At 63.9% G+C, this 26,925-nt stretch carries 25 protein-coding genes; 13 read left to right on the forward strand and 12 right to left on the reverse strand.

Annotated features, from left to right (window positions below; all coding sequences use genetic code 11):
- Nucleotides 1-5 precede the first annotated feature (5 nt).
- Both LRQ04_RS07815 and LRQ04_RS07820 read left to right on the forward strand, forming a co-directional pair.
- The gene (locus LRQ04_RS07815) at nt 6-728 is read left to right on the forward strand and encodes an ABC transporter ATP-binding protein (RefSeq protein ID WP_235519180.1); all 723 of its coding nucleotides are present in this window, start codon (nt 6-8) and stop codon (nt 726-728) included.
- Nucleotides 725-1,906, forward strand: a complete 1,182-nt coding sequence (locus LRQ04_RS07820) for an ABC transporter permease (RefSeq protein WP_235519181.1) — start codon at nt 725-727, stop codon at nt 1,904-1,906. Before LRQ04_RS07815 ends, LRQ04_RS07820 begins: the two co-directional genes overlap by 4 nt.
- On the opposite strand, the gene LRQ04_RS07825 is transcribed toward LRQ04_RS07820, so the two are convergent.
- From LRQ04_RS07825 to LRQ04_RS07850, 6 genes are all read right to left on the reverse strand, one after another.
- Nucleotides 1,884-2,576 carry an ABC transporter ATP-binding protein gene (locus tag LRQ04_RS07825; RefSeq protein ID WP_235519182.1) on the reverse strand — a complete coding sequence of 231 codons (693 nt, stop codon included), beginning with the start codon at nt 2,574-2,576 and terminating at the stop codon, nt 1,884-1,886. The genes LRQ04_RS07820 and LRQ04_RS07825 overlap by 23 nt on opposite strands.
- A 2-nt stretch (nt 2,577-2,578) precedes the next feature.
- Nucleotides 2,579-4,033: an ABC transporter permease gene (locus LRQ04_RS07830; RefSeq protein WP_235519183.1), complete on the reverse strand. Its 1,455-nt coding sequence runs from the start codon at nt 4,031-4,033 to the stop codon at nt 2,579-2,581.
- A gap of 180 nt (nt 4,034-4,213) precedes the next feature.
- Nucleotides 4,214-5,311, reverse strand: coding sequence for a sugar-binding protein (locus LRQ04_RS07835; protein WP_235519184.1), 1,098 nt, complete (start codon nt 5,309-5,311; stop codon nt 4,214-4,216).
- Between the two features lie 53 nt (nt 5,312-5,364).
- Nucleotides 5,365-6,633, reverse strand: a complete 1,269-nt coding sequence (gene mmsB, locus LRQ04_RS07840) for a multiple monosaccharide ABC transporter permease (protein ID WP_235519185.1) — start codon at nt 6,631-6,633, stop codon at nt 5,365-5,367.
- A gap of 45 nt (nt 6,634-6,678) precedes the next feature.
- Nucleotides 6,679-8,235 (reverse strand): multiple monosaccharide ABC transporter ATP-binding protein, encoded by a 1,557-nt coding sequence (gene mmsA, locus LRQ04_RS07845; RefSeq protein ID WP_235519186.1) that lies wholly within the window; start codon nt 8,233-8,235, stop codon nt 6,679-6,681.
- A 130-nt stretch (nt 8,236-8,365) separates the two neighbouring features.
- Nucleotides 8,366-9,556, reverse strand: a complete 1,191-nt coding sequence (locus LRQ04_RS07850) for an ROK family transcriptional regulator (RefSeq protein WP_235519187.1) — start codon at nt 9,554-9,556, stop codon at nt 8,366-8,368.
- Nucleotides 9,557-9,885: 329 nt separating this feature from the next.
- Between LRQ04_RS07850 and LRQ04_RS07855 the strand changes: the two genes are divergently transcribed.
- Entirely contained in the window at nt 9,886-10,722 is an 837-nt protein-coding gene (locus LRQ04_RS07855) for a carbon-nitrogen hydrolase family protein (RefSeq protein WP_235519188.1), read from the forward strand.
- A gap of 50 nt (nt 10,723-10,772) precedes the next feature.
- On the opposite strand, the gene LRQ04_RS07860 is transcribed toward LRQ04_RS07855, so the two are convergent.
- From LRQ04_RS07860 to alr, 4 genes are all read right to left on the reverse strand, one after another.
- Nucleotides 10,773-10,910 carry a toxin-antitoxin system toxin subunit gene (locus LRQ04_RS07860; RefSeq protein ID WP_235519189.1) on the reverse strand — a complete coding sequence of 46 codons (138 nt, stop codon included), beginning with the start codon at nt 10,908-10,910 and terminating at the stop codon, nt 10,773-10,775.
- A 24-nt stretch (nt 10,911-10,934) separates the two neighbouring features.
- On the reverse strand, nt 10,935-11,195 hold the full coding sequence (locus LRQ04_RS07865) for a ribbon-helix-helix protein, CopG family (protein WP_235519195.1): 261 nt from the start codon (nt 11,193-11,195) through the stop codon (nt 10,935-10,937).
- 318 nt (nt 11,196-11,513) lie between these two features.
- Nucleotides 11,514-13,121, reverse strand: a complete 1,608-nt coding sequence (locus LRQ04_RS07870) for a PucR family transcriptional regulator (RefSeq protein ID WP_235519197.1) — start codon at nt 13,119-13,121, stop codon at nt 11,514-11,516.
- Nucleotides 13,111-14,343, reverse strand: a complete 1,233-nt coding sequence (gene alr, locus LRQ04_RS07875; RefSeq protein WP_235519199.1) for an alanine racemase — start codon at nt 14,341-14,343, stop codon at nt 13,111-13,113. Before alr ends, LRQ04_RS07870 begins: the two co-directional genes overlap by 11 nt.
- A 194-nt stretch (nt 14,344-14,537) precedes the next feature.
- On the opposite strand from alr, the gene LRQ04_RS07880 reads away from it, so the two are divergent.
- On the forward strand, nt 14,538-15,968 hold the full coding sequence (locus tag LRQ04_RS07880) for an amino acid permease (RefSeq protein WP_235519740.1): 1,431 nt from the start codon (nt 14,538-14,540) through the stop codon (nt 15,966-15,968).
- Complete coding sequence (locus LRQ04_RS07885; RefSeq protein ID WP_235519201.1) at nt 15,965-17,662, forward strand: NAD(P)/FAD-dependent oxidoreductase; 1,698 nt, start codon at nt 15,965-15,967, stop codon at nt 17,660-17,662. The genes LRQ04_RS07880 and LRQ04_RS07885 overlap by 4 nt, the downstream gene beginning before the upstream one ends.
- A gap of 72 nt (nt 17,663-17,734) precedes the next feature.
- Here LRQ04_RS07885 and LRQ04_RS07890 read toward each other — a convergent pair whose 3' ends face one another.
- Together LRQ04_RS07890 and purU are read right to left on the reverse strand one after the other, a co-directional pair.
- The gene (locus LRQ04_RS07890) at nt 17,735-18,253 is read right to left on the reverse strand and encodes a gamma carbonic anhydrase family protein (protein WP_235519204.1); all 519 of its coding nucleotides are present in this window, start codon (nt 18,251-18,253) and stop codon (nt 17,735-17,737) included.
- Between the two features lie 30 nt (nt 18,254-18,283).
- The gene (gene purU / locus LRQ04_RS07895; protein ID WP_235519205.1) at nt 18,284-19,135 is read right to left on the reverse strand and encodes a formyltetrahydrofolate deformylase; all 852 of its coding nucleotides are present in this window, start codon (nt 19,133-19,135) and stop codon (nt 18,284-18,286) included.
- A 235-nt stretch (nt 19,136-19,370) separates the two neighbouring features.
- Here purU and glyA point away from each other — a divergent pair, with 235 nt between their 5' ends.
- The 8 genes from glyA to LRQ04_RS07935 all read left to right on the forward strand — a co-directional run bounded on the left by glyA (nt 19,371) and on the right by LRQ04_RS07935 (nt 26,898).
- A complete protein-coding gene (gene glyA / locus LRQ04_RS07900) occupies nt 19,371-20,666 on the forward strand; it encodes a serine hydroxymethyltransferase (protein WP_235519207.1) in 1,296 nt (431 codons plus the stop codon).
- Between the two features lie 133 nt (nt 20,667-20,799).
- Entirely contained in the window at nt 20,800-21,693 is an 894-nt protein-coding gene (locus LRQ04_RS07905) for a bifunctional methylenetetrahydrofolate dehydrogenase/methenyltetrahydrofolate cyclohydrolase (protein ID WP_235519209.1), read from the forward strand.
- A gap of 116 nt (nt 21,694-21,809) precedes the next feature.
- Nucleotides 21,810-22,988: a sensor histidine kinase gene (locus tag LRQ04_RS07910; protein WP_235519211.1), complete on the forward strand. Its 1,179-nt coding sequence runs from the start codon at nt 21,810-21,812 to the stop codon at nt 22,986-22,988.
- The gene (locus tag LRQ04_RS07915) at nt 22,985-23,650 is read left to right on the forward strand and encodes a response regulator transcription factor (RefSeq protein ID WP_235519212.1); all 666 of its coding nucleotides are present in this window, start codon (nt 22,985-22,987) and stop codon (nt 23,648-23,650) included. The genes LRQ04_RS07910 and LRQ04_RS07915 overlap by 4 nt, the downstream gene beginning before the upstream one ends.
- Nucleotides 23,651-23,800: 150 nt before the next feature.
- Complete coding sequence (locus tag LRQ04_RS07920) at nt 23,801-24,121, forward strand: SHOCT domain-containing protein (protein WP_235519214.1); 321 nt, start codon at nt 23,801-23,803, stop codon at nt 24,119-24,121.
- Nucleotides 24,122-24,282: 161 nt separating this feature from the next.
- Entirely contained in the window at nt 24,283-25,212 is a 930-nt protein-coding gene (locus LRQ04_RS07925) for an ABC transporter ATP-binding protein (protein WP_235519215.1), read from the forward strand.
- Nucleotides 25,205-26,068, forward strand: coding sequence for an ABC transporter permease (locus LRQ04_RS07930; RefSeq protein WP_235519216.1), 864 nt, complete (start codon nt 25,205-25,207; stop codon nt 26,066-26,068). The genes LRQ04_RS07925 and LRQ04_RS07930 overlap by 8 nt, the downstream gene beginning before the upstream one ends.
- The gene (locus LRQ04_RS07935) at nt 26,065-26,898 is read left to right on the forward strand and encodes an ABC transporter permease (protein ID WP_235519218.1); all 834 of its coding nucleotides are present in this window, start codon (nt 26,065-26,067) and stop codon (nt 26,896-26,898) included. The genes LRQ04_RS07930 and LRQ04_RS07935 overlap by 4 nt, the downstream gene beginning before the upstream one ends.
- Nucleotides 26,899-26,925 lie beyond the last annotated feature (27 nt).

A 26,925-nucleotide genomic window follows, 5' to 3' on the forward strand; every position in this document is an offset into this window, starting at 1 on the left:
CGGCAATGGAACAACCCAAGGAAACACTCGTCAGCCTCCGCTCGGTCACCCGGTCCGTCACCTTGCCGGATGAACAACAACTTCACATCCTCAAAGGCATCGACCTGGAGGTCCACAGCGGAGACCACACTGCGATTGTGGGCCGTTCAGGGTGCGGCAAATCCACCCTGCTCAACCTTTTGGGCCTGTTGGACGTTCCGACGTCGGGGGAGCTGGAGTTTCTGGGCCAGCCCGCTGACAGGCTGGGCAACAACGCCCGCGCCCGCCTCCGCGGATCCACCGTGGGCTTCGTCTTCCAGCAATTCAACCTGTTACCGGGACGCAGCGCGTTGGACAACGTGATCACCCCGTTGTTTTACGCCAAGGGCCGGGAGTTCTGGCGTCGAAGGGAACTGGCCATGGATATGTTGGACCGGGTGGGCCTCGCGGCGCGGGCCAACACCATGCCCAATATGCTCTCCGGCGGTGAGCAGCAGCGCGTTGCCATCGCGCGGGCCTTGGTCCGCCGGCCCCGGCTCATCCTTGCCGACGAGCCGACGGGTGCCTTGGACGTTGAGACCGGCCACTCCGTCATGGCGCTGCTGGATACTGTCGCCACGGAGACCGCCGCGGCCCTGGTCACCATTACCCACGACACCAACGTGGCAGCGCTGGCCCGGGCTTGTTACCGACTGGATTCCGGGGTCCTCAGCCCGCTCGCGCTCGCCGACACGGGGGTGTCCGCATGACGGGCGTGATCTCCACGTTGGTGGAAGCCTGGCAGGAACTCCGGATCAACAAGGTAAGAATCCTTCTGGCACTCATGGGCGTTGCCCTGTCCGTGGCCGCACTGACCTCCGTAGTGGGCGTGGGAAACCTGGCCCGCGAAGGCTACAAAGTGCAGTCGGAGCGCAACGGGGGACGTGTTGCCACGCTGGCCCTCAGCGTCAACGGTCCCACGCCTCCGGACCCGGAGAAGATCGAGAAGGTGTACCAGGGGATCCAGCAGCGCTACGGCATCACTACCTCCACCCACATGGGCCAGACCCAGGCCGGTTTCCAGTTTCCCCGCGGAGTGACCCCGGTCAGCATGACCATCGTGGACATCGGATACGGCACCATCCACCGCGTCCCCCTTCTGCAAGGGAGCTGGTTCGCTGCCGACGACGGCCAAAGGCTGGCCCCCGCCGTCGTGGTTTCCGAGGCTTTCTACAACCAAGCGGGCAGGCCCAACCTGACCACCCACCCCACAGTCACCATCCCAGGTGACCGACCGGCGACGGCCGTGATCATCGGCGTGGTGCCGGACGTTTTTCCGGACATGCCTCCGGCCGCGTTCATCCTTACCGAGGGTGCGGCCGTGACGGGGATGAAACCGCAAATGTCGGAGTTCAAACTGTGGGTGGGCGAGGAGCAGGCTGATGTCCTCATGGCCGCGATCACCGCAGACCTGCAAGGACAATTCCCCGGCTACTACGCCCAAGCCAACCGTGTCGACTACGCGGCCTGGGGCGACCCGCTTGCTCCCGTGCAGTTGGTAGTGGGCGGAGTTGCCGGACTGGTACTGCTCCTCGGGGCGGTCGGCATGCTGAACATCTCCATGGTCACCGTGCGCTACCGGGTGCGGGAAATCGGCATCCGGCGGAGTTTCGGAGCGACCTCGGGCCGCATCTTCGTGGGCGTCATGATGGAGTCCGTGGTGGCCACCGCGGTAGCGGGCATCGCCGGAGTGATGCTCGCCGTCGCGGTGGTCAAACACCCCTGGATCGAATCGAAAGTGGCTCCGGGACTCACCGAATATCCGGCCTTCCCCGTCGACGCGGCCCTTCTGGGCTTCGGCGCCGCCGTCCTGGTGGGTGCCCTCGCCGGAGCAATCCCCGCCCTGGTGGCGGTGCGCGTCAAGGTTATCGACGCGATCCGCTTCTGACCTCCTCCGTGAGCCGGCCCTGCTGAAGCCGGAAGCAGCGCTCTGTTTTCTGGGCCAGGCTCCGGTCGTGGGTGACCACCAGGATGGTGGTGTTGTCGTCGCGGCTCAGTGAACTGAGAAGCTCGATGATGTGCTCACCGGTCTGCTCGTCCAGGTTTCCGGTGGGCTCATCAGCGAGGATCAGCTTGGGTTCGTTGGCCAGCGCACGGGCTATGGCCACCCGCTGCTGCTCGCCGCCCGAGAGCCGGTTGGTCCTGCGCGCGTGCTTTTCCGGATCCAGTTGAACCTGCTCCAACAGTTCTTTGGCCCGCTGCAAACGGGCCGACTTGCGGACACCGGCGAACTCCAAGGGCAGCATCACGTTGTCCAGGGCGCTGAGGTTGGGGATCAGGTTGAACTGCTGGAACACAAAGCCGATGTCCCGGCGCCGGTACTCGGTCAGTTTGCCGTCCGGCAGGCCCGCAAGGCTGACGCCATCCACGACGACGTCTCCCGAAGTGGGCTTGTCCAGCGCGCCCAGGAGGGACAACAGCGTGCTTTTGCCGCTGCCACTCTTGCCGACGATGGATGCGAGCGAACCCTTCCCGAGTTCAAAGCTGACGCCGTTGACCGGCTTGATGGTCCGGTCGCCGGACTTGAACTGACGGACCAAATCCTTGACTACAATCACGGCTATTCTCCTCGGAGTACTTCGATGGGGCGGATACGTGCAGTCAGCAGCGCGGGTACCAGGGCGCCGATAATTGCGACGGCGAACACGGCTGCGATGCCTGCCGCGAGGACACCGGGGGAGACGCTGGCCGTAACGGAGGTCAGCAGTTGGGAAGCGCCGCCGAATGGACCTCCCTGCCCACCACCCTGGAAGCCGCCACCACCGGGTAGTGAACCGTTCGGTACGGCTCCGGCCAGGCCGCCACCCCGCTGGGTCCTGGTGACCGCCGTCGTGGTGGTGTTGGAACTGATCAGTGCGGAAGCGATGCCGCCGCTGGCAAGGGAGGCAATGACCGCACCCACTACGCTGCCGAGGGCCACCAGCACCAGGGACTCCAGCACGAATTGGAGGCCGATGGTGCGGTTCGGGGCGCCGATCGCCTTGAGGACGCCGATTTCGCGGCGGCGTTCCCGGACCAGCATCACCATGATGAGCAGGATGATGATGCCAGCGGTGGCCAGTGCGGCGATGAAAGCGATCAGTGAGATGTTCTTGACGCTGTTCAGGGAGCTGACGGCTGTTTCGAGGTTGCGCTGGCCCTGGGTGACGTCGGCTTTGTCCGTGCCCAGTGCGTTTTGGACGGCGGTCTTGGTGCTGTCCACGTTCTCCATGCTGTTGACCGTGACGATCATGGTGGAGAGTTCATCAGGGGTTGCGGCAAGGGCCTGGGCTTCGGGCAGTGTCACGTAGACGGCGTTGTTGCCAAAAGTGGTTCCTGCGTCGAAGATGCCAGCGACCGTGAACGTTTTGTCCTGAACGGTGAAGGTTGAGCCCACGGTGAGGTTGTTTTTCTCGGCAAGCGAGCTGCCAACCAGGGCTTTAGCTTCGGCCGCGGTGTAGTCGCCCAGGCCGGTACCGCTGGTGATGTTCAGTGCCTTACCCGTGCTGTCCACCTCGGCGCCGGTCCCTGTTGCGGTGATGGGCAAGGTGCGTGTCGGCTGGGTGGTGGAACCGGTGGAGCTGTTGCGGTTGCCAAGCGTTCCGGCGTCGACGGCGGCCGTCAGGTTGGTGCTCACCGTCGGCTGCTGCCCGCCCGGACCAAACCCGCCACCCGGGCCGGCCTGCTGGGTGGTGCCGGTGGTCGCTCCGGTGCTTGCCGTCGTCGTGCTGGCGGTTTGGAGCCGCAGCGCCTTGGTTCCCACCACGGACGTCACGTTGGCGACCGAGGCCACGGTCTGGGCCTCGGTCGTCGTGAGCGGTTCGCCGCCGCCTTCGAAGCCCTGGCCGCCTGCGGGGTTGACGGTCAGTGTGGTCCCCACGGAGGCGTTCAGCTCCTGGACCTTGGCACCCACGGCCTGGTTGGCCACGAGCATGGCCAAAGCCAAGCCGATGGCTACGGCCAGGACGGCAACAACCGCCGCCGTTCTGATTTTGTTGCGGAAGGCATTGCCTACGCTTCGGGCAAGGACGCTCACGTTTCTCCTCTGGACCTGCAGATTGTCCGGCCCGCTCAGGCGCGGGCCGCAGGACCAACACTGCTGAGCGCTGCTGTGCGGTGCACCAGCCGAAGCTATGTGTGGGCTGTGAAAGCGTGGGCTGCCAAAGCAAAAGCCCGGCCCGCCTGTTTGGCGGACCGGGCTTGCTGTAAAGAGGTGTTACTTGGTGATCGGGCCCAATACCGGATCGTCAACGTAGGCCGTCTTGACGTTCTCCTTGGTCACGATCTGTGGCGGCAGGAGGAATGCCGGAACGGTCTTGACGCCGTTGTTGTAGGAGTCCTTGTCGTTGATCTCCAGCTGCTTGCCTGCCTGGAGGTCCTTCACCATGGTGATGGCGTGCTCAACGAGCTTGCGGGTGTCCTTGTTGATGGTGGAGTACTGCTCGCCGGCCATGATCGACTTGACGGACTCAACTTCGGAGTCCTGGCCGGTGACAACGGGGAGCGGCTTGCCGGCGGCCTTGACGGACGTCAGCACTGCACGGGCCAGGGTGTCGTTCGGGGACAGGACGCCGTCCAGTGAAGCGGTGCCGTAGCTGCCGGTGAGCAGCGTGTCAGCGCGACGCTGGGCGTTTTCAGCCTTCCAACCCTGGGTAACAGCCTGCTCGAACGAGGTCTGGCCGGAAACTACCTTCAGGGTGCCGTCGTCCAACTTCGGCTTCAGGACGCTCATGGCGCCGTCGAAGAAGACCTTCGCATTGGCATCGTCGGGGGAACCGGCGAAGAGCTCAATGTTGTACGGGCCGGACGGCTTCTTGGCCTTCATGCCGTCCAGCAGGGCCTGGCCCTGGAGGACACCAACCTTGAAGTTGTCGTAGGCCACGTAGTAGTCCACGTTTTCGGTGTTCAGGAGCAGGCGGTCATAAGCGATGACCGTTGCGCCAGAATCCTTGGCCTGCTTGAGCTGCGTACCCAGCTGGGCGCCGTCGATGGCACCCACAATGATCACCTTGGCACCCTTGGTAACCATGGCACTGATCTGGTTCTGCTGCTCGGACACGCCGCCGTTGGCGAACTGGACGTCGGCCTTGAAGCCGGCGCCGGTGAGGCCGTCGTTGAACAGCTTCTCCGCCAGGACCCAGTTCTCACTGGTCTTCTGCGGAAGTGCGACGCCGATCAGCGAGTCCTTGGGGAACGCTTCCCCGCCAGCTGTGCTGCTGCTTGAGCCGCTGTCAGTGCGGCCGCAGGCCGTCAGCGCCAGTGCCGCGATGGCAGCGACTGCTGCTGCCTTTCCTGCTTTACCAAACATTCGCATATCTTGGTTCACTTTCTGTGTGGGTGGGGTGGAGCGAGTCGTGCGGAAACCTGTCAGGCTTCCTTGGAAATGACCTCTTTGGTGGAGGTGGCTTCTTGGGGCTGGATCTCGTTGTTGCGCTGGAAGTTCTTCATCAACATGCCGGTGATGGAGCGCTTGCCCTGGGACTTGTTGTAGACATCGAAGGCCACGGCGGCCAGGAGCACCAGGCCCTTGATGATCTGGGTGAGGTCGGCGCCAACGCCGAGGAGCTGGAGGCCGTTGTTCAGGACAGCCATGACCAGACCACCGACGATCGAGCCGATAACCGTACCAACACCACCGGTGACGGCAGCGCCACCGATGAAGACTGCGGCGATGGCATCCAGTTCCCAAACGACGCCGTCGAACGGACCCGATGCGGTGGAGCGGGCTACGAAGATCATGCCGGCCAGGCCAGCCAGGATGGACATGTTCATCATGACCATGAAGTTGACCTTTTTGGACTGCACACCGGACAGTTCCGCTGCGTGGCGGTTGCCACCCACCGCGTAGACGTGGCGGCCGAGGACCGTCTTGTCGGCGATGAAGCCGTAGATGAGGACCAGCACTGCCAGGATCAGGCCGGGGATGGGGAAGGAGGTGCCGGGACGGCCGGTGGCGAACAGGTACGTTGCGTAGAGGATCGCACCGCAGATCAGGACCAGCTTGGTGACCTCAACCCAGAGTTCCGGAACTTCGGCGCCAAGGGCCTTGGCTGCGGCACGGGCACGCAGGGACATGATGATCACGAAGGCGACGGCGACCAGGCCAATAAGCACTGTGAGGTTGTTGAAGCCGGTGTTCGGCCCAATCTCGGGAAGGTACCCGGAACCGATGAACTGGAATTCCTTGGGAACGGGAATGGTGTTGGACTTGCCCACGAACTGGTTGAAGCCGCGGAAAAGCAGCATGCCGGCCAGTGTCACGATGAAGGCAGGTATACCCACGTAGGCCACCCAGAACCCTTGCCAGGCACCGATCACCGCGCCCAGGAACAGGCCGAAGAGCACCCCGACCCACCAGGGGAAGCCCCAGTCCCGCATCGCGAGAGCCACGAAGACGCCCACGAAAGCGGCCACCGAGCCCACGGAAAGATCAATGTGGCCGGCGATGATGACCAGCACCATGCCGATGGCCAGGATCAGGATGTAGGAGTTGCCGTTGAACAGGTTGATCACGTTACCGGGGGTGAGCGTGCGTCCCTCGGTGAAGATCTGGAAGAAGACGATAAGTGCCACCAGGGCGAAGATCATGCCGAACTGGCGGGTATTGCCACCAAATAGCTTCTTGAGCGCGTTCATTGTTTTGGTCCTTGTGTCAGGAAGGGGTGAGGCTGGGCCAACGGGTCAGGCGGATTTGCGGGCGGAAGTCATGAGTTTCATGAGGCTTTCCTGGTCTGCTTCGTTCTTGTCCAGGACGCCGGTGATGGCGCCTTCGAAGATGGTGTAGATGCGGTCGGACAGGCCCAGGAGCTCAGGAAGCTCCGAGGAAATGACAATCACTCCCTTGCCCTGGTTCGCCAGTTTCTGGATGATGCCGTAAATCTCGTACTTGGCGCCGACGTCGATTCCGCGGGTCGGCTCGTCCAGGATCAGGAGGTCGGGATCGGTGAACATCCACTTGGCAAGCACCACCTTTTGCTGGTTGCCACCGGAAAGCTTTGCTACACCTTCCTCAACCGAGGGGGTCTTGGTGCGCAGTGACTTGCGGTAGTCCTCCGCTACGGAGAACTCCTTGCGGGTATCCACCACCGTGTAGTTGCTGATCTTGTCCAGGGCCGCCGCCACTGTGGTGGTCTTGATGTCATCCAGCAGGTTCAGGCCCAGGGACTTGCGGTCTTCGGTGACGTAGCCGAGTCCGGCGTCGATCGCTGCCCGCACGCTGCGGAGGTTCACCGGCTTGCCGTCCTTGTACACCTGGCCCTTGATGAAGCGGCCGTAGGAGTGGCCGAACAAGGAACGGGCCAGTTCGGTCCGCCCTGCACCCATCAGGCCGGCGAAGCCCACAATCTCGCCACGCCGTACGTAGAAGTTGGAGCCCTTGCAGATCAGGCGGTCCTGGATCTGCGGGTGGCCCACGGTCCAGTCCTTGACCTCGAAGAAGACTTCGCCGATCTTGGGCTCGTGGTCCGGGAAGCGGGACTCGAGCGTCCTGCCCACCATGCCTTTAATGATGCGGTCTTCATCCACGCCGTCGCGTTTGACGTTCAAGGTCTCGATCGACTTGCCGTCGCGGATGATGGTGATCTCATCGGCGATCTGTTCGATCTCGTTGAGCTTGTGGGAAATGATGATCGAGGTGACGCCCTTACCCTTCAGGCCAAGGATCAAATCGAGCAGGTGCTGGGAGTCGGATTCGTTCAGCGCCGCCGTCGGTTCGTCCAGGATCAGGAGCTTTACCGACTTGTTCAGCGCTTTGGCGATTTCCACGAGCTGCTGCTTGCCGACGCCGATTTCCTTGATGGGGGTATCGGGGTCGTCCCGCAGGCCTACGCGGGCCAGCAGTTCCAGGGAACGCTTGCGGGCTTCCGCCCAGTCGATGACGCCCCACTTGGTGGGTTCGTTGCCCAGGAAGATGTTCTCCATGATGGACAGTTCCGGGATCAATGCCAGTTCCTGGTGGATGATCACGATGCCTGCGGCCTCGCTGGCACGGATGTCCTTGAACTGCTGCGTCTCGGCCTGGTACACGATGTCGCCCGTGTAGCTCCCGTAAGGGTAAACGCCGGAGAGGACCTTCATGAGGGTGGATTTCCCTGCTCCGTTTTCACCACAGATGGCGTGGATTTCGCCAGCCATCACCCGGAGGCTCACATTGGACAGTGCCTTCACGCCCGGGAATTCCTTCGTGATCGAACGCATCTCCAAAAGGATGGGATCACCTTGCGTGTCGAGGGATGTCATCAGCCCTTACGCCTCCAATGCATGACTTCGTTGTCGGCCCCGCAAACGGCGGAGCTGTCTGATGAAAAAGTAAACTGGATCACCCGGCTTGTCGTCAAGACTTGAACGCATCATCCAGCTAACGATTTCGTTACCTGCCGGTAATACCCGCGTGTTGGAACACCAAAGCGGCCGCTCCGAGCGCCTCTGCACGTGCCCCCAGCGAGGACATGGCCAGGTGTGTCGTCTCGCCAACAACGGGCACTGCGTGCCTGACCAGTCCGCGGCGGATTGGGTCCAGCAGCAGGTCACCGAGCCCCGCGAGAGGACCACCCACCACGATCACCTCCGGGTTGATCAGGTTGGATACGTTGCCCAAAGCGCGGCCGACGGCCAGTCCGGCGTCGTCCACCACCCGCTGCGTCGCGGAGTCCCCGGCGAGGCAATTGCGGACAATATCCTGGGGTGTCAGGAGCGACTCTTGCCCACGCCCCAGCAACTCGATCATGGTGGTTGTGGAGGCGATCGTTTCGAGGCAACCCCTGTTCCCGCACCGGCACACCAGTCCATGCTCGTGGATGGTTGCGTGGCCGATCTCCCCGGTGATTCCCACGTTGCCGTAATAGGGAAATCCATTGAGGATCAGGCCCGCGCCGATGCCGGATCCGATCTTGAGGAACATCAGGTTGGAGACGCCGCTGTGCGGTCCCCATGTCACTTCGGACAGTGCGCCCAAGTTCGCGTCGTTGTCAACGAATACGGGGCAATTGAGTGCTTCCTCCAGCCGGTGGAGGATGTCGATGCCCACCCATTCAGGCAGGATGGCACCTTGGGCCACGGTGCCTGTTCGGCGGTCAATGGGTCCCGGAATACCCGCGCCGGCTCCCACCACGGCGGTGCGGTCGATACCGTTTTCGCGGAGCAGTTTTTCCAACAGTTGGACGGCCGCTTCAATGCCTTCTTCTGCCTGGTGACCCAGCGGCAATTCGATGTAATCCTCGGCAATGACGTGGTAGCCCAGTGAAGCCAGGACCACCCGTAGGTGGCGGCGTCCAAAGTCGATTCCCACTGCGACCGCACCGTTGCTGTTCAGCCTCACGTTGGTGGCCCGGCGGCCGGAACTGGTGGTGGGTTCAGTGGAGACGAGGCCGGCGTCCTGCATGATTTTGACGATGTTGGACACCGTTGCCGTTGAGAGCCCGGTCTGACGCGAAAGCTCTGCCTGCGTGGATGGCCCGCTCAGCAAGCACTCGATGATGCGCTGTTGATTCAGGTGGCGGAGCGCCGACTGCGAGCCGGGTTTTCGAGGGTGGCTCTTCGTTGAGCGCTGTGTAGCGGGCATGACAAGAAGATTGCCCCAGAAGCATCCTTGTAGTCAAGAAGTGAACACAGTGAGTCAAGCTTCACCGACATACTCCAACACAAGATGATTGGCTATGTACCCCTTGTGAAGCCCTCTAAGCATTGCGGGGCCCGGTTTGCGGGGTTAGTGCGCGCCGTACCGTGCAGAGCCGGCCTCGCAACGCGACGGGAGCGGGCAATGCGTCCCATTTTGGAAGTCCGCGGGTCCAATTGCCTCAGTCGCCAGGACTGTTCCCGGCCTAGGCTTGAATCAAGAAACGCCCCGGCCTTGAGATGAGCGTCCGGGGTTCAGCGAAAACCTAGGTGGTAATGATGCTGCTATCCGTCCTGCAGGCCAACGCTTCCGTCATGGATGTCGAGGCGAACCTGCGCACCATCGACGACGCCGCGCAGCGAGCCGCCCACGCCGGTGCCGGGCTGCTCCTCACGCCGGAGTTGTTTCCCGTTGGATACGCACCACTGCGGCTCCATGGTGAACTCGACCCCGCCACGCTGCCAGGCATTCGGGAACGGCTCGCCGGGATCGCCCGCAAGCACGGCATTGGCTTGGTCTACAGCCTTCCTGCCGTAGCGTCGGGCCAGGAAACGCACGACGGCGCAGGGTCGCCTGCAACTCATGGCGCCTGGAACATCACGGCTACTTTGCTGGACGCAACCGGCTCCGAGGTCCTCAATTACGCCAAGGTCCACCTGTTTGGCCAGGATGAACACAAGGCGTTCGTCGGCGCCCAAGAACCTCCCGCCGTCGTGGATTTCAATGGAATCCGGACGTCGATGCTGATCTGCTATGACGTCGAATTCCCGGAAGCCGTCAGGGCCGCAGCAACCAGGGGTGCCGAGCTTCTGCTCGTGCCAACAGCCCTGTCCGCCGGATTCGAGAACGTCCCGCAGGTCCTCATCCGGGCCCGCGCTTTGGAAAGCCAGTTAAACGTGGCCTACGCCAACCATTCCGGACACGAGGACGTCTACAACTTCCTGGGCGGCAGCGTGGTGGCCGGACCGGACGGCTCGTTGCTTGCCGCCGCGGGGGAGTCCGCGACGCTGCTGTTCGCCGAGGTGGGCACGGAAGCCGTTAAGGCGGCACGGGCTGAAGTCCCATACCTGCGCGAACGACGGCCGGACCTTTATGGCAGCTGGGAACACTGACGTTCGTCTGTGATGCCCTCGGTAGGCAGCAACTTATCCATGGCTTGCCCCTAGCCGAGCAACTCGAGGTATTGAGGCCGGCATTTCATGGCGTGGATCAGTTCTTCACTCTCGTCGTCCCATACCAGCACGACGAGTTCCAGAAGCCGACCGTGCGTATCGAAGCCGAGACTCGGTACTGATCCCATGCTTGCGTGCGGAGCTGCGGGCAATCACGCTGCGTTTGCCCAAGCCGCGAGGGCGGCCCGGAATGCCTCGGACCGGTTCAGGTGCTCGCGCTCGGCTCGAGCCATGACCGCAGCCAATTCGTCGACTGTCAGTCGAACTGGAACCACCTGCGAGGCCTCCGCGCCCCGGGCAGGCCGCCCCATTCGTGCCTTCAGTTCCTTGACGTCGAAACCGGCTTCGGCCTCGTCAGCCCATTGGTCGATCTCAGTATCTGAAACTTGACGTCCGTGCATCTTCCGTTCCATGCGGTCTATCGTATTACGAAACTTTTTGCTGCGGCTAGATAGACGGACGCCCAGTATCCGGAAAAGTGCGCTTTGCGATGCTATCCACCTGCAGGCAGCCGCGCGGACTAATAGCCCCCGCCCGTGCCGTCACTCGGGCTGGCGTTCCGATACGTACCGCCGTCCCGGTAAACCCGGCCACGCTGGGATTGAAATGTTCCCCTGTGGGCGGGTGGCTTGTCCTTCGCCTTCCTCTTTTGGCGGAAGCTTCTCCAAACGACGCCGAGGGCAAGGGCGATCGGCACCGCTATGACAGCCAAGGTTTCCATAGGGTTGAGCCTAATCTGAAGCGGTGGCGCCCGCTGTCAGGAGATCGTCCACGTACTGCAGCGCAAACCACAACTCGGCCCGTACCTGTGCCTGGTTGAGGTCCATCTCCAGCAGTTCCCCGAGGACGCCGATCTGGCGACGCACGCTGTTGCGGTGCAGTCCCAGGAGTTTGGCCGAACCGTCCCAGCTGCCATTTTCACTGAGCCAGCCGCGCAGGACGCTCAACAGCGGGTCCCTGCGGTCCGGCTCCAGCGACAGCACGGGAGACAACAGCCGTGACGCCAGCATGGTCCCGGCATCGCGTCCCAAGAGACCACCCACGGTCCACGAAATCTCATCCACGCGGGCACTTACACCGCTGGACACGACACGGCTCCGCAACGAGCTTGCCCGCTGGTACGCTGCCGTGAGCCCGGACAGTTCCGTAGGCTCGCCGATCACCAGCCGCCAACCGAGTTTCTCGACATCTGCCAGCAAGGAATCGTCAACGCGCAGCCGGGTGATGGCCGCGAAACCATAGTCGGTAATCTCCACGAGTTTGGTATCGAACAGCCGCCTCCATTGCAGCAGCTCCCGCACGGGCCCTTCATCCGCCGCGCCGTCCACCCGGACCCCCTGCGCAACCCGCATCTGCGCGGACCGCGTGGAGGACAGGCTCTGCGCAAGCAGGTCCTTCAAACCGTTGACATGTTTGGTCCCGCCCGTGGCCAGCGATTCCGGGTGCAGGAGGACCGCCGTGGCCAATTGGCTCGGGGCAAGGGAGCCGCTGGTCCGTTGCCTCACCAGCAGCTCAAGCAAGCCCACCGCAGCTTGCACTACGTTGTTCTGCGCAGGGGTCAGGGGCGTGTCCGAGCCGAGGATCAAGGCACCCAGGTTCGCGTCCTTGGTGCTGCGCAGCGGATGCCCGAACACCAGTGCTGACCCCGGCTGGTCGAAGCCGTCCATCTCCACGCGCGGCCCGCTCCCGGACAGCAACCTGCCCAGCATCGGTTCCAGCAGGGAATGTTCGACGCCGGTGCTGCCGCCGGCATTGTGCCCGCGCGCCCGGACCCGTCCGTCCGCGCCCACCAGCACGGCCCACACCGGCACCCGCTGCACGAGTGCGGCGAGCAGTTCGTGTTCGGGCCTGGGGGAGAGGACTGCCCGCATGAGTTGGCGGTTGGTATCGGCCAGATGGCGGAACACCCGTGCGTTGTCGCTTTCCAGGAGCTGCGAGAACTCCAAGCCGATCGCCGCGAAGGGCACGGATTCGGGCACCTCGAACAGGGTGAGGTTGTGCCTGCGGCAAGCGTCCAGCAGCACGTCAGGGACGCCGTCGAAATAGGGCCTGATCCCGAATCCGAGTGCCGCCACCTTCGCTTCCACCAGCCGCTGGACGTAGGCGTCAACCTTCTCCGCCGAGCCGCCCTCCCCAAGGAAAGGCAGCCCGGCGGTCAGGAGGAACTCGCCCTCGGGCAGGTAGGGCGTGGGGTCCTCAAGCTCACTCGGTTCCACCCATCGCAGCAGCGAGGAGCCGCTGCCGCCGTCGTGAAGCATTTTCAACTCCGGCGGCAGTTGCTCCACGAACTGTTCCAGCGTGACGAAACTCAGGCGGGCGGTGGCGGGCTCAGGCGACATTGCCCGGCCCGGCGGCTGCCGGCTCCTGGTAGTCGGGGCACTGGTAAGCAGCTGTGGCGTAGGCCCGCGGCAGGCGCGGGGCGATCCTGTTGATGATTTCGTCCCCGTGGCTGCCGATTGCGGCGCCCCAATCGTCGGCGCTCGCCGCCCCGCAGGCAGGGTCCCCGAACAGCACAGCTGTATCCCCGACGTCGATTCCCGTGGCGTCCGGGCCCAGATCGACCATGAACTGGTCCATGCAGACCTTGCCGATCACCGGTACGGCGCGGCCTGCGATGTTCACCACCGAGCGTCCGCTGATGCCTTTGGGGATGCCGTCCGCGTAACCGAGCGGGATCAGTCCGAGGTAGCGGGGTTCGTAGGTGATGGCCTGGTGTTCGTAGCTCACGCCGGTGCCGGCCGGGACTTTTTTGACCATCACCAGCGGGGCGGTGACGCTGAGTGCGGGACGCAGCCCGAAGTCTGCCGGGTCCAGGTGATCGGCGGGGGCGAGGCCGTAGATGGCCAGCCCTGCCCGGACCATGTCGAAGTGGAATTCGGGCCGGTCCAGGATGTTGGCGGAGCTGGACACGTGCCGGAGTTCGGGGGTGAGTCCGGCTTCCCGCGCCTGACGGACCGCATCTTCGAACTCGGCGACGGCGGTGGCGTTACCGGGGTGCGCGGGAACATCGGCCCAGGCCAGGTGGGTCCAGAGGCCTCGAACCCGCAGGGTCCCGTCGAGTTCGGCCTCCCGCGCCCGGGCTACGAGTTCGGCCCAATCCTCCTTGCGCGCGCCACCGCGGCTGAGGCCGCTGTCAAGCTCCAAATGCACGACGGCGGGCCGGCCGAGGCGTCCAGCGATGCCTACCAGCACCTCCAGTTGGCCGACGCTTCCAAGCGAAACATCAACGTCGTTTTCGAGGGCTTCAAGAATGGTGGCGCTTGTCTGGGATGCCAGATAAAGCCAGGAAAGGATGGGGACGGTGATTCCTGCTTGCCGTAGCGCGATGGCTTCGGTGAGCTGCGCGGTTCCCAGCCAGTCCGCGCCCGCCGCAACTGCTTCGCGGGCCACTTCCACGAGTCCATGACCATAGGCATTGCCCTTCACGACGGCCATGAAATACGGCGCTTCGCTCCGCTTTTTCAAGGACCGGACGTTGTCTGAAATTGCGGACAGGTCTACGGTGACCTGCCCGGAAAGGGCGGTCGGGGCCGCCCCTTGATACTGTGCATTACGTCTCATGGTTGAACACTATAGGTCATTTTGCACCGCAGTGAGAGGTGGCTCACATGCCAGTCTTGTGGAGGGGAAATCGAAACTACTTTGAAGGGACGTCAAGGGTGACCGTGCCTGTGAACACCAAAAACGAAGCGGCGGTGAGCGTGACGAGGCCGAGCCTCGGTGCGCAGCTCCTGCGCCGCAAGCCCATCGGCCAGATGGTCGATGAATCCGGAGGCGGCGAGGGCGGTACGCCGTTGGTCCGCAGCTTTGGCGTACTCCAGCTGACCATGATCAGTGTTGGTGCCACGCTTGGCACCGGCATCCTGGTGATCCTGGGCGAGTCCGTGCCGCTGGCGGGACCGGCCATTTGGATCTCCTTCGTCATCGCCGGCGTGGCCGCTCTCCTCTCCGCTGTTTCCTACGCCGAAATGGCCGGCCTCGTCCCCGTGGCAGGATCCAGCTATTCCTATTCCTACGCCACCATGGGTGAGGGCATGGCCTGGATTTGCGGCTGGTGCCTGGTGCTGGAGTATGCGGTCTCTGTCGCAGCTGTAGCCGTGGGTGCGGGGCAGTACGTCAATGAGACGTTGGCAGCGTTTGGGCAGGTCCTGCCTGATGCCATCAGCCAGCCCCCGGGCGATGGGGGCGTACTCAACCTCCCCGCGCTGATCATCGTGGTGCTTGCCATGATCCTGCTGGTGCGGGGTGCACGGGAAAGCGCCTGGATCAACACCACAATCGTCATCATCAAGGTGGGTATCCTGATCTTCTTCTGCGCTGTGGCGTTCACTGCCTTCAACGCAGGGAACTTCGAGCCGCTCATGCCCATGGGCGCAGCCGGTGTTTCTGCCGCGGCGTCGAGCGTCTTCTTCTCCTACATCGGCTTTGATGCCGCCTCCACCGCGGGCGAGGAAGCCAAGAACCCCAAACGTGACCTTCCCCGCGCCATCTTGCTCTCCATGGTGATCGTCACCAGCATCTATGTCCTGGTTTCCGTCGCCGCCATCGGAGCCCGTCCCTGGGGCTGGTTCGACGGGACCGAAGCCGCGCTGGTTCAGATCCTCCACGAAATCACCGGCCAGCCGTGGATCGCACTGGTCTTCTCGGTGGGCGCCGTCCTGGCGATCGCCAGCATCGTTCTCACCGTCCTTTACGGACAGACACGCATCATGTTGTCCATGTCCCGCGATGGCATGGTGCCCAAGGTCTTTGGCCGTGTTTCCCGCCGAACCGGCACCCCGGTGGCCGGGACCCTGATCATCGGGTCAGTCGTCGCCCTCACCGCCGGGCTGGTCCCGCTCGGTGCCCTGGCCGACGCCACCAGCATCGGCACGCTCTTCGCCTTCGCGCTGGTCAACGTCGCCGTCATCTACCTGCGGCGCAACCGCCCCGACCTCGAGCGCAGCTTCCGGGTTCCGCTGTACCCCATCACGCCGATTCTAGGCACCCTGATGTGCGCGTACTTGATGCTCAACCTCGGCGCCGACACCTGGGTGACATTCGGCGTATGGATGTTGGTGGGCATCGCCATCTACTTCGGCTATGGACGCCGGAACTCCAAGGTAGCCGCGCTCAGTGAGCAGGACTACCGTGAAATGACCACCAGGGCCGTCAGCCCGGAACCTGTGAAAGCAGACAACCCATGACCACTGCCACCGAACTCCCTCTCGTCGATGACGCCGGAGCGCCCGGAGAAGCACCGATCACCATGCTGAATCCGGACTTCCCCTTCAGCTACGACCACTACCTGGCCCACCCTGACGGGCTGGGCTCCGTTCCAGAAGAGCTGTACGGCACCGAAGTGGCCATCATCGGTGCCGGCCTGTCCGGGCTGGTCACCGCCTACGAACTGATGAAGCTCGGCCTCAAACCGGTCATCTACGAGGCCGACCAGATCGGTGGCCGTCTCAGGACAGCCAGCTTCCCGTCCGCCCCCGGCGTCACAGCCGACCTTGGCGGCATGCGCTTCCCGGTCTCGGGTAAGGCGTTCTACCACTACGTGGACCTGCTGGGCCTGGACACCAACGACTTCCCCAACCCCATGGCCCCGGCCACGTCCAGCACCGTCATTGAGCTCGCCGGCAAGAAGCACTATGCCACCACCGCTGATGAGCTGCCGGAGTTCTTCCGCGAAGTCGCCGATGCCTGGAAGGCCGCAGTGAACGACAGCGCGGCCTTCGCCGAAATGCAGGAAGCCATCAAGGCCCGCGACACCCGGCGGATCAAGGAGCTGTGGAACGCGCTTCTGCCGGAACTGGATGAGCAAACCTTCTACGGCTTCATCGCTGCCAGCAAGTCCTTCAAGGAAGCCGGCTTCGCGCACCGTGAAGCGTTCGGCCAGGTGGGCTTCGGGACCGGCGGCTGGGACACGGACTTCCCCAACTCCATCCTCGAAATCCTCCGGGTTGTTTACACCGACGCCGACGATCAGCACCGCTCCATCGCGGGAGGAGCGCAAAGGCTCCCCGAGGCACTCTGGAACCACGCGCCGTCGGGCATTAAGCACTGGCCGGAAGGGACGTCCCTTTCGTCCTTGCACTCCGGCTCGCCACGCGGTGCGGTGGACAACATCCGCCGCGCAGAAAACGGCGACCTCCTGGTCCGGGAGAACTGGGGACGCGAAGCGACGTACCAGGCCGTGGTGACCACCTGCCAGTCGTGGCTGTTGTCGACGCGCATCCACACCGAGGAAGCGCTGTTCCCGGCCGAGCTGTGGACGGCGATCGAGCGCTCGCACTACATGCAGTCGTCCAAGACGTTCGTCATGGTGGACAGACCGTTCTGGAAGGACATCGACCCGGAGACCGGGCACGAAGTTTTGTCCATGACCCTCACCGACCGCCTCAACCGGGCCACGTACCTGCTCGACGACGGCCCGGACAAGCCCGCTGTCATCCTCCTGTCCTACACCTGGAACGACGACGCCCTGAAGTGGCTGGCGCTCAGCGCCGAGGAACGCGTGAAGCTGATGCTGCACTCCTTGGAGCAGATCTATCCCGGCGTGGACATCGCGAGCCACATCGTTGGCCAACCCATCACCGTGTCCTGGGAGGCGGACCCCAACTTCATGGGCGCCTTCAAAGCCAACCTGCCCGGGCACTACCGATACCAGCAGCGGCTTTTCACGCACTTCAAGCAGGACAAGTTGCCCGAGCACCAGCGCGGCATCTTCCTTGCCGGGGATGACGTGTCCTTCACTGCGGGCTGGGCCGAAGGAGCTGTGACCACCGGCCTCAACGCTGTGTGGGGCGTGGTGAACCACCTCGGCGGTTCGTCCGTTGCCGGCAACCCGGGCCCCGGTGACCTCTTGGAGGAGCTCGGTCCGATCAGCCTGGATTAGGTTCCGTTGCGAGGCCCGCTCTGCACCCTAAAACCTCACGATAGGGTGCAGAGCGGGCCTCGCATTTGTCATTTAAGCGTGCATTTCCCGGTGCGCCGCAGCGAGTTCCTTGTAGTGGGCCGCGTTGTGCTTCACGCCTTCAAACTCTTCGTCCGTCAATTCCCGCCGGACCTTTGCCGGGACACCCGCCACAAGTGAGCGCGGGGGAATGACAGTGCCCTCCAACACCACGGCACCGGCCGCAATAAGGGAGCCGGTACCAATCACAGCGCCGTTCAGGATCGTGGCGCTCATGCCAATCAGGCAGTCGTCCTCCACAGTGCAGCCGTGGACCACAGCGCTGTGGCCGACGGAGACGCGCTCGCCCACGGTGCAAGGAAAACCGGGGTCGGCGTGGAGGACTACGTTGTCCTGCAGATTGGACCCTGCGCCGACCTTGATGGCGGCAGTGTCGGCCCGGACTGAGACGCCGTAGAAGGCGCTGGAGTCCTCGGCCAGCGTGGCTTTGCCAATGATGGACGCAGTGGGTGCCACGAAAGCAGAGTCATGGATTTCCGGGGTGTCCCCGGCGAACGTGTAGGAAGGAGCCATGCGCCCAGCTTAGTTGGGCGCGGCGGGCCCTCAGTTGAACACTACGGTCCGGGTGCCATCGAGCAGCACGCGGTGTTCGGCCTGCCACTGCACCGCCTGCACCAGTGTGCGGCCCTCGACGTCCCGGCCCATCTGAACGAACTGCTCCGCGGTACGGGCGTGGTCGACGCGGATGACTTCCTGCTCGATGATCGGGCCCTCATCCAGGTCGGCTGTCACATAGTGGGCCGTGGCGCCAATGATCTTCACACCGCGGGCATGGGCCTGGTGGTAAGGCTTGGCGCCCTTGAAGGACGGGAGGAAGGAGTGGTGAATGTTGATGGCCCGGCCGTTCAGCTCCTTGCACAGGTCATTGGAGAGGATCTGCATGTAACGGGCCAGGACCGTGAGTTCAACATCGTGTTCGGCGATGAGCTTGAGCAGCGCGGCTTCGGCGTCTGCCTTGGTCTCGGCCGTCACGGGAATGTGGTGGAACGGGATGCCGTAGAACTCCGCAAGGGACTCCAGGTCCCGGTGGTTGGACACGATGGCCGGAATCTCAATGGGCAACGTTCCGGCGCGCTGTGCGAACAGGAGGTCGTTCAGGCAGTGGGCGTCTTTGGAGCACAGGATCAGGGTGCGCACCTTTTGCCCGACGGGGTTGATCTGCCACGTCATCCCGAACGATTCAGCCACGGGCTGCAGCGCGGCTGTCAGTTCCGTCTGCGTGCTCGACGTCGTTGCCTCCACGCGCATGAAAAAGTTGCCGGTGCTGGGGCTTCCGTATTGCTGGGAGTCAGCGATGTTGCATCCAGCCTCGAGCAAGGCGCCGGCTACCGCGTGAACGATGCCGGGGCGGTCAGGGCAGGACAGTGTTACTACGAAAGCGGTGGATTCAGTCACACGATCAAGCCTACCTGTGCTGCCTTGTTGTACTGTTAACGGGTCGCAACTGGCGTTGGGTGGACTACCACCAGGGAGCGGCAATCATGAAGACCACGGATCGTACGCCTGGGCCGAGGGTCATGTCTTACCGCTGCACGCACGTGACCAATCCCTCTGTAATTTACGGGACGCGGGAATGCTGCTGCCGGTAGCCTGACCTGTAGCACCACCGTTGCCTAGCCAGGAGATCTCCGTGACTACCACAACCACTTCCGCGTCTGTCAGCAACCAGTCGCTCGCCGATCTCGATCCCGAGATCGCAGCAGTCCTGAACCAGGAACTTGGCCGCCAGCGCGGCACCCTGGAAATGATTGCGTCCGAAAACTTCGCTCCCCGCGCCGTCATGGAAGCCCAGGGCTCTGTCCTGACCAACAAGTACGCCGAGGGCTACCCGGGCCGCCGCTACTACGGCGGTTGTGAATACGTCGACGTCGCTGAGCAGCTTGCTATCGACCGCGTCAAGGAACTCTTCGGCGCAGAGTACGCGAACGTCCAGCCGCACTCCGGTGCTCAGGCCAACGCCGCAGCCCTTTCGGCCATGATTACCCCGGGCGACAAGATCCTGGGCCTGTCCCTGGCCCACGGTGGACACCTGACCCACGGCATGAAGCTGAACTTCTCCGGCAAGCTCTACAACGTAGCGGCATACCAGGTTGAAGAAGACAACTTCCGGATCGACATGGACAAGCTCCGTGAGCAGGCCATCGCCGAGAAGCCGCAGGTCATCATTGCCGGCTGGTCCGCTTACCCCCGCCACCTCGATTTCGCTGCTTTCCGCTCCATCGCCGACGAAGTTGGCGCGCTTCTCTGGACGGACATGGCGCACTTCGCCGGCCTCGTTGCAGCAGGACTGCACCCTAGCCCGGTGCCGTACTCCGACGTCGTCACCTCCACGGTCCACAAGACCCTGGCCGGCCCCCGTTCCGGTGTGATCCTGGGCAAGCAGGAGTGGGCCAAGAAGCTCAACTCCAGCGTCTTCCCGGGCCAGCAGGGCGGTCCGCTCATGCACGTGATCGCGGCCAAGGCTGTTGCGTTCAAGATCGCCGGCGGCGAGGAGTTCAAGGAGCGCCAGGAGCGCGTCCTCGAGGGCGCGAAGATCATCGCCGACCGCCTGAACCAGGCAGATGTTGCCGAGGCCGGTGTCTCGGTCCTCACCGGCGGCACCGACGTTCACCTGGTCCTGGTTGACCTTCGCAACTCGCAGCTGGACGGCCAGCAGGCCGAAGACCTCCTGCACTCGGCGGGCATCACCGTGAACCGCAACTCTGTTCCGTTCGACCCCCGCCCGCCGATGGTCACCTCCGGCCTCCGCATCGGTACGCCCGCCCTGGCTACCCGTGGTTTCGGTGCCACTGAGTTCACCGAGGTTGCGGAGATCATCGCCACAGCGCTCAAGGCAGGCTCGGCTACGGACGTAGAAGCCCTCCAGGCCCGCGTCGACAAGCTCGCCGCCGACTTCCCGCTGTACCCGCAGCACGAGCAGTGGTAAATCCGCGTTTCCGCGGATAAAGAAAGCATTACCCGGGTATTGAACCGGAGCCGACGGGACCCGCCGCCACATCTACGGCGGTGGGTCCCGTTGGCATGAGCCAACAGGTCACCCACCAGAAAGAGCAGATGGAATGACACAGTCCACCGCACAGATCCTCGACGGCAAGGCCACCGCCGCAGCCATCAAGGCAGAACTGACCACCCGCGTTTCCGTCCTCGCTGCCAAGGGAATTGTTCCGGGCCTGGGCACCATCCTGGTGGGTTCCGACCCCGGCAGTACCTGGTATGTGGGCGGCAAGCACAAAGACTGCGCCGAGGTTGGCATCCAGTCCATCCGCCGCGACCTTCCTGAGGACATCTCCCAGGAAGACCTCCTGAAGGTAGTCCAGGAGCTCAACGAGAACCCTGAGTGCACCGGCTACATCGTCCAGCTCCCGCTGCCCAAGCACATCGACCAGGACGTCATCCTGGAGGCCATGGATCCGGACAAGGACGCCGACGGCCTGCATCCCATGAACTTGGGCCGCCTGGTGGCCAACGTCAACGGCGAGATGAAGTCCCCGCTGCCCTGCACCCCCAAGGGCTGTGTGGAACTGCTGCGCCGCCACAACATCGAACTCAAGGGCAAGCGCGTCCTGGTGGTCGGCCGCGGTGTCACCATCGGCCGCCCGATCGGTTTGCTGCTGACCCGCAAGGAAGTCAACGCAACCGTCATCCTCGCCCACACCGGGACGGTGGACCTGCCGGCTGAAATCAAGCAGGCCGACGTCGTGATCGCCGCGGCCGGTGTGCCGCACATGATCAAGGCCGAAGACCTCAAGCCGGGCGCTATCGTGCTCGACGTCGGCGTCAGCCGCGTGGACGACGGCAACGGCAAGGCTGTTGTCACCGGAGACGTGGACCCGGCAGCTGCCGACGTCGCGGCCTGGCTGTCCCCGAACCCGGGCGGCGTCGGTCCGATGACCCGCGCCATGCTCCTCGCCAACGTGGTGGAGAGCGCCGAACGCCAGGCCGGAATCGCCTAAGGTTCCGCGAGCACCGCGTTCCCGCGAACACAGCAGGGCGCCTACTCCCCACGGAGTAGGCGCCCTGCTCCGTTAACCCGACGACGCCGCACAACAACCACGGCTAGGCTCTGAGTATGCAGCCCCGTTCCCCTGAGCCCACACGGCGTCCGGGGCCACCGCCCATCGCAGGCCCCCGCCGTTTCGCAGGGCCGCCCACAAGTTTCATTGTCATCACGGTCGCTGTGGTCCAGATTGTGGGAACACTGTTTTCTGCAAGCCACCAGGACGCGCCCCGGCCTTTGGATGGGCTGGCGATCCTGCTGCTCCTGGCCGGCCCGGCCGGGTTGGCCCTCCGGAAACGTGCGCCCCAGGTGATGCTTCCGCTCGCGCTCGTCGCCACCGGGGCCTATTTGGTGTTGGGTTACGCCTGGGGGCTGATCGTTTTGTCCTTGGCGCTGGCAATCGTGCTCACGGCAGCTGCCGGACTGCGGTGGCAGGCGTGGGCAGGCGCCGCAACCGCGGCTGCGGCGGTCATCGCCGGGTCGGCAATGACCGGCGACGAGAACTGGCCGGTGCGTGCGTCCGCGGGGGTCGCGTGGGCCGCGATCCTGGTCCTGTTGGGGCAGGGCTTCCGACGGCGGAGCGAACGGTTCGCCGAATACCGTCGGCGCCGCGAGGAAGCGCAGAAGGCGGAACGCGACGAGTACAGGCTCACCCTGGCCCGGGATATCCACGATGTCGTGGCCCATTCCCTGTCCATGATCAACGTCCAAGCGTCCGTGGCCTTGCATGTTGGTGCCGATGATCCGGAGAAGCTCAGGCCAGCCCTCGAAGCCATCAAGGCCGCCAGTAAAGAATCACTCACCGAGGTACGCCAGCTCCTGGGCGTGCTGCGCGAGGACGTCCCGCTGGCTCCCGCCGCACGGCCCACGTTGGCCCGGGTCCCCGAGTTGGTGCGAAACGCGGAAGTCGGTGGTCTTCGGGTGACGCTGGAGGACAACGCCGACCACCCGGGTGCTGGCCCCGCCCAGCAGGAAGCCGCCTACCGGATCATCCAGGAAGCACTCACCAACGTCGGCAGGCACTCAGGCGCCAAGTCCGCCGTCGTACGTATTGCCCAAACCGACAGGGAGCTGGAGGTGACCATTGACGACGACGGCGCGGGCATGGGTGGCGCGCTCCCCGGCAACGGCCTCACGGGCATGCGTGAGAGGGCGGTCGCCTTGGGCGGCTCGCTCACACTTCACAACCTCGAGCCGGGCTTGCGCGTCCAAGCGAACCTGCCGATACATCCCGAAGGAACCCGACCATGATCCGCATCCTGCTGGCCGACGACCAAACCCTCATCCGGGCGGGCTTCCGGGCGCTCCTGGATGCCGAACCCGACATGGAGGTGGTGGGTGAGGCAGGCACCGGCCGCGAGGCTGTCCGCGCCGCGGCCCGGGACAGGCCCGACGTCATCCTCATGGACATCCGCATGCCGGACGACGACGGCCTCACCGCCACCCGCGCAATCCTGGGCGACCCTGCCATGGCCAATACGCGCATCATCATCCTCACCACCTTCGAGCTGGACGAGTACATTGCCGAAGCCGTGCGGGCCGGCGCCGCAGGCTTCCTGGTCAAGGACACGGAACCGGCTGAGCTCATCCGGGCCGTCCGGGTAGTGCACGATGGCGACGCGCTGCTCTCTCCGTCGGTGACCCGGCGGATCATGGCCCAATTGGCGTCCCAAAGCCGCGCTGCCGGCAAGGTGGTCCCGCTGGACCAGGTGACCGAGCGCGAACGCGAAGTCCTGGCCCTGGTGGGCGAGGGCCTGAACAACGCCGAAATCGCCGAACGCCTCTTCATCACACCGCTCACCGCCAAGACCCATGTTTCGCGCATCATGACCAAGCTGATGGTCCGCGACAGGTCCCAGCTGGTAGTCCTTGCCTACGAATCAGGCCTGGTGAAACCGGGCTGGAGCAGCTGACCCATTGCCGGGACTCCGCCGGGAGTAGGCGGCCCCGGCAAGGTGACTCCCGACGGCGGACGCCCCACCTGCCGCTCCCGGGCAGACTCGAACCAGAGCCGAAAGACGGTTCAGGCCGGGCACCGGCGACGCAGAGTTTGGATCAAAGACATGTTCACCGCATTGACGTCAATCGTCGGGGAGACCACCACGCTTGGGGGAGCGGTGGCACAGTTGCCGGCCGCCGTCGCCACCCACGGACCGTGGGGCGACGGACCGTTCTGGCCGTTCTTCATCATCTTCCCGCTGTTCTGGATCATCGTGATCGGCCTGTTCATCTTTGTGGGCCGGCGTACGTGGCGCCGCAACCACCACTGGGCCGCAACCCAAGGCGCCGAAGGGGTGCTGCGGGAGCGCTATGCCCGCGGCGAGATCGATGAGACCGAGTTCCGCCAGCGGCTGGAGGTGTTGCGCTCGCAGCCGGGCAGTTGACCAGCCGCCAAACTGAAACGAGAGGGCTCTTGCAGGAATATCTGCAAGAGCCCTTTCACATATTCCCTGGCGCTACTAGTCTGCTGAGGGTGCACAATGAAGCCATCCGCTCCTCGACACAGTCCCCGACACCATCAGAATCGTCGCGAACCAACCCCGACATGAACCCGCAAACCGTCATCAGCGCCCGGGACCTCACCAAGACCTATGGTGACCTCACCGCCGTGGACAACATCTCCTTCGACGTACCCGCGGGGGAGTCCTTCGGCCTTCTGGGGCCCAACGGTGCCGGGAAGTCCACAACCATGAAGATGATCGGCGGCGTCTCCCAGCGCACCTCCGGATCGCTCAACATCATGGGCCTGGACCCCGAGTCGCATGGCCCGGAGGTGAGGGCGCACCTGGGCGTGGTCCCACAACAAGACAACCTGGACGAGGAACTACGGGTCCGCGAAAACCTGATCGTGTACGGGCGCTACTTCGGGCTCCCGCTGAGCTACCTGCGGCCCAAAGCCGACGAACTCCTGGAATTCGCGCAGCTGACGGACAAAGCCAACTCGAAGGTGGATGCGCTGTCGGGCGGCATGAAAAGGCGGCTCACCATCGCGCGGTCGCTCATCAACGAGCCACGGATCCTCCTCCTCGATGAGCCCACCACAGGCCTCGACCCGCAGGCCCGCCACATCCTCTGGGACAGGCTTTTCCGGCTCAAGGAGAGCGGAGTGACGCTGATCCTCACCACGCACTACATGGACGAGGCCGAGCAACTCTGCGACCGGCTGATCGTGGTGGACAAGGGACGGATCATGGCCGAAGGGTCACCGGCCAACCTGATCCGCGAGCACTCCTCGCGCGAAGTACTCGAACTCAGGTTCGGGTCCGAGCGGAACGCAACAATCGGCGTCGAACTCCAAGGCATCGGCGAGCGGCTGGAGACGCTGCCCGACCGCGTGCTCATCTACGCGCACGACGGCGAGGCCGCGTTGGAGCAGGTCACGTCGCGTGGGCTGCGGCCCATGACGTCGCTGGTGCGCCGTTCATCTCTGGAGGACGTGTTCCTGCGGCTGACCGGAAGGAGCCTTGTTGACTGACTCACCGGGTAAACCGCTCACGACGGCGGCGCAGCCGTTGCGGGCCCACTCACCTGAGGTTTCGGCTGCCAGGGCACGACGCTGGGGTTCCTTCTTCTATGCGGAACAGGTTCTGCGCGTCATGCGCAATTACGGCTGGTCCGTGATTCTTTACAGCGTGGGCCAGCCGGTGGCCTACCTGTTCGCCATGGGGGTTGGGCTCGCCAGCTTGGTGGACGCAAACAGCGAGGCAGCGTTCGGCGGCGTCAGCTACCTGGAGTTCGTGGCTCCGGCCCTGCTGGTTTCCGCAGCGGTGATGACGGCGTCGGGAGAGTTCTCGTACCCCATCATGGACGGCTTCAAATGGCGCCGGGTGTTCTACGGTCCGCACGCTTCACCGTTGATACCGCAGCAGATCGCCAGTGGCCACATCATGGCCAGCACGGTCCGGTTCCTGCTGCAGTCGGTGGTCTACTTCGTGGTGGTGGCGTTGTTCGGTGCCGCACCGGGCCCGTGGGGTTGGGTTTCGGCCCTTGTTGCCACCGTGTCTGCCTTATCCTTCGGGCTGCCGTTGATGGCCTACGCCGCGAGCATCACGCAGGACAAGGGGCAGTTCGCCTTGGTCCAGCGGTTCATCGTGATGCCGTTGTTCCTGTTCTCCGGCACCTTCTTCCCGCTTGATACCTTGCCGCTGGCGGTCCGCTGGATCGGATGGATCTCGCCTGTATGGCACGGAACGGAGTTGGGCAGGGTCTTCACTTACGGCATGGACCAGGACCCGTTGCTGACCATCACACACGTCGTGTTCCTGCTGGCGACAGCCATCATTGGATGGGTCCTTGTCCGACGCCAATTCGTGAAAAGGATGGGCTCATGAGTGTCCTAACCGGTGGCCACAGCGCCACGGATCTTGCGCGCGAGCGGAAGTTCGGCTCGCTCTACTCCCGCAACGCACGGGCCGTTGTGGGACGCGGGCTCATGGCGGCCAAGTCGAGCACTTGGCTGGTGATGGTGTCCGGGTTCTTCGAGCCGGTGCTGTTCCTGCTGGCCATGGGCGTGGGGATGGGTTCCATTGTGGGTACCGTGCAGGGGCCGGGAGGCGGAGAGATCAGCTACGCGGCGTACATTGCGCCCGCCCTGCTGGCGGTCTCGGCCATGAACGGGGCCATCTACGATTCCACCTGGAACGTGTTCTTCAAGATGAACTTCGCCAAGCTCTACCAGGGGATGCTCTACACCTCGCTGGGGCCGCTCGACGTTGCCATCGGCGAGATCTTCCTGGCCCTGCTGCGGGGCCTGCTGTACGCCACCGGGTTCACCGCCGTCATGGGGGTCATGGGGCTGCTGACCAGTTGGTGGGCCATCCTGGTCATCCCGGCATCGGTGTTGATCGCTTTTGGCTTTGCGAGCTTCGGCATGGGTATTACCAGTTTCATGAAGACCTTCCAGCAGATGGACTGGATCAACTTCTTCCTGCTGCCCATGTTCTTGTTCAGTGCCACGTTCTACCCGCTGAGCGTCTACCCGCAGGTCATCCAGTGGTTCATCCAAGCCATGCCCCTGTGGCACGGCGTGGAGTTGCTGCGGCAGATCAGCGTGGGCTCGTTCAGCCCTGCCACGGCCATCCATGTGGGGTATTACGTGGTGATGATCGGGCTCGGGATCATGTTGACCACCGGACGGCTGCGCCAACTGTTCCTCAAATGACGCCTCCGTGTTCGCCGTCCGTGGAAG

The sequence above is a fragment of the Paenarthrobacter sp. AR 02 genome (assembly GCF_021538675.1).
Classification (GTDB): Bacteria; Actinomycetota; Actinomycetes; order Actinomycetales; family Micrococcaceae; genus Arthrobacter.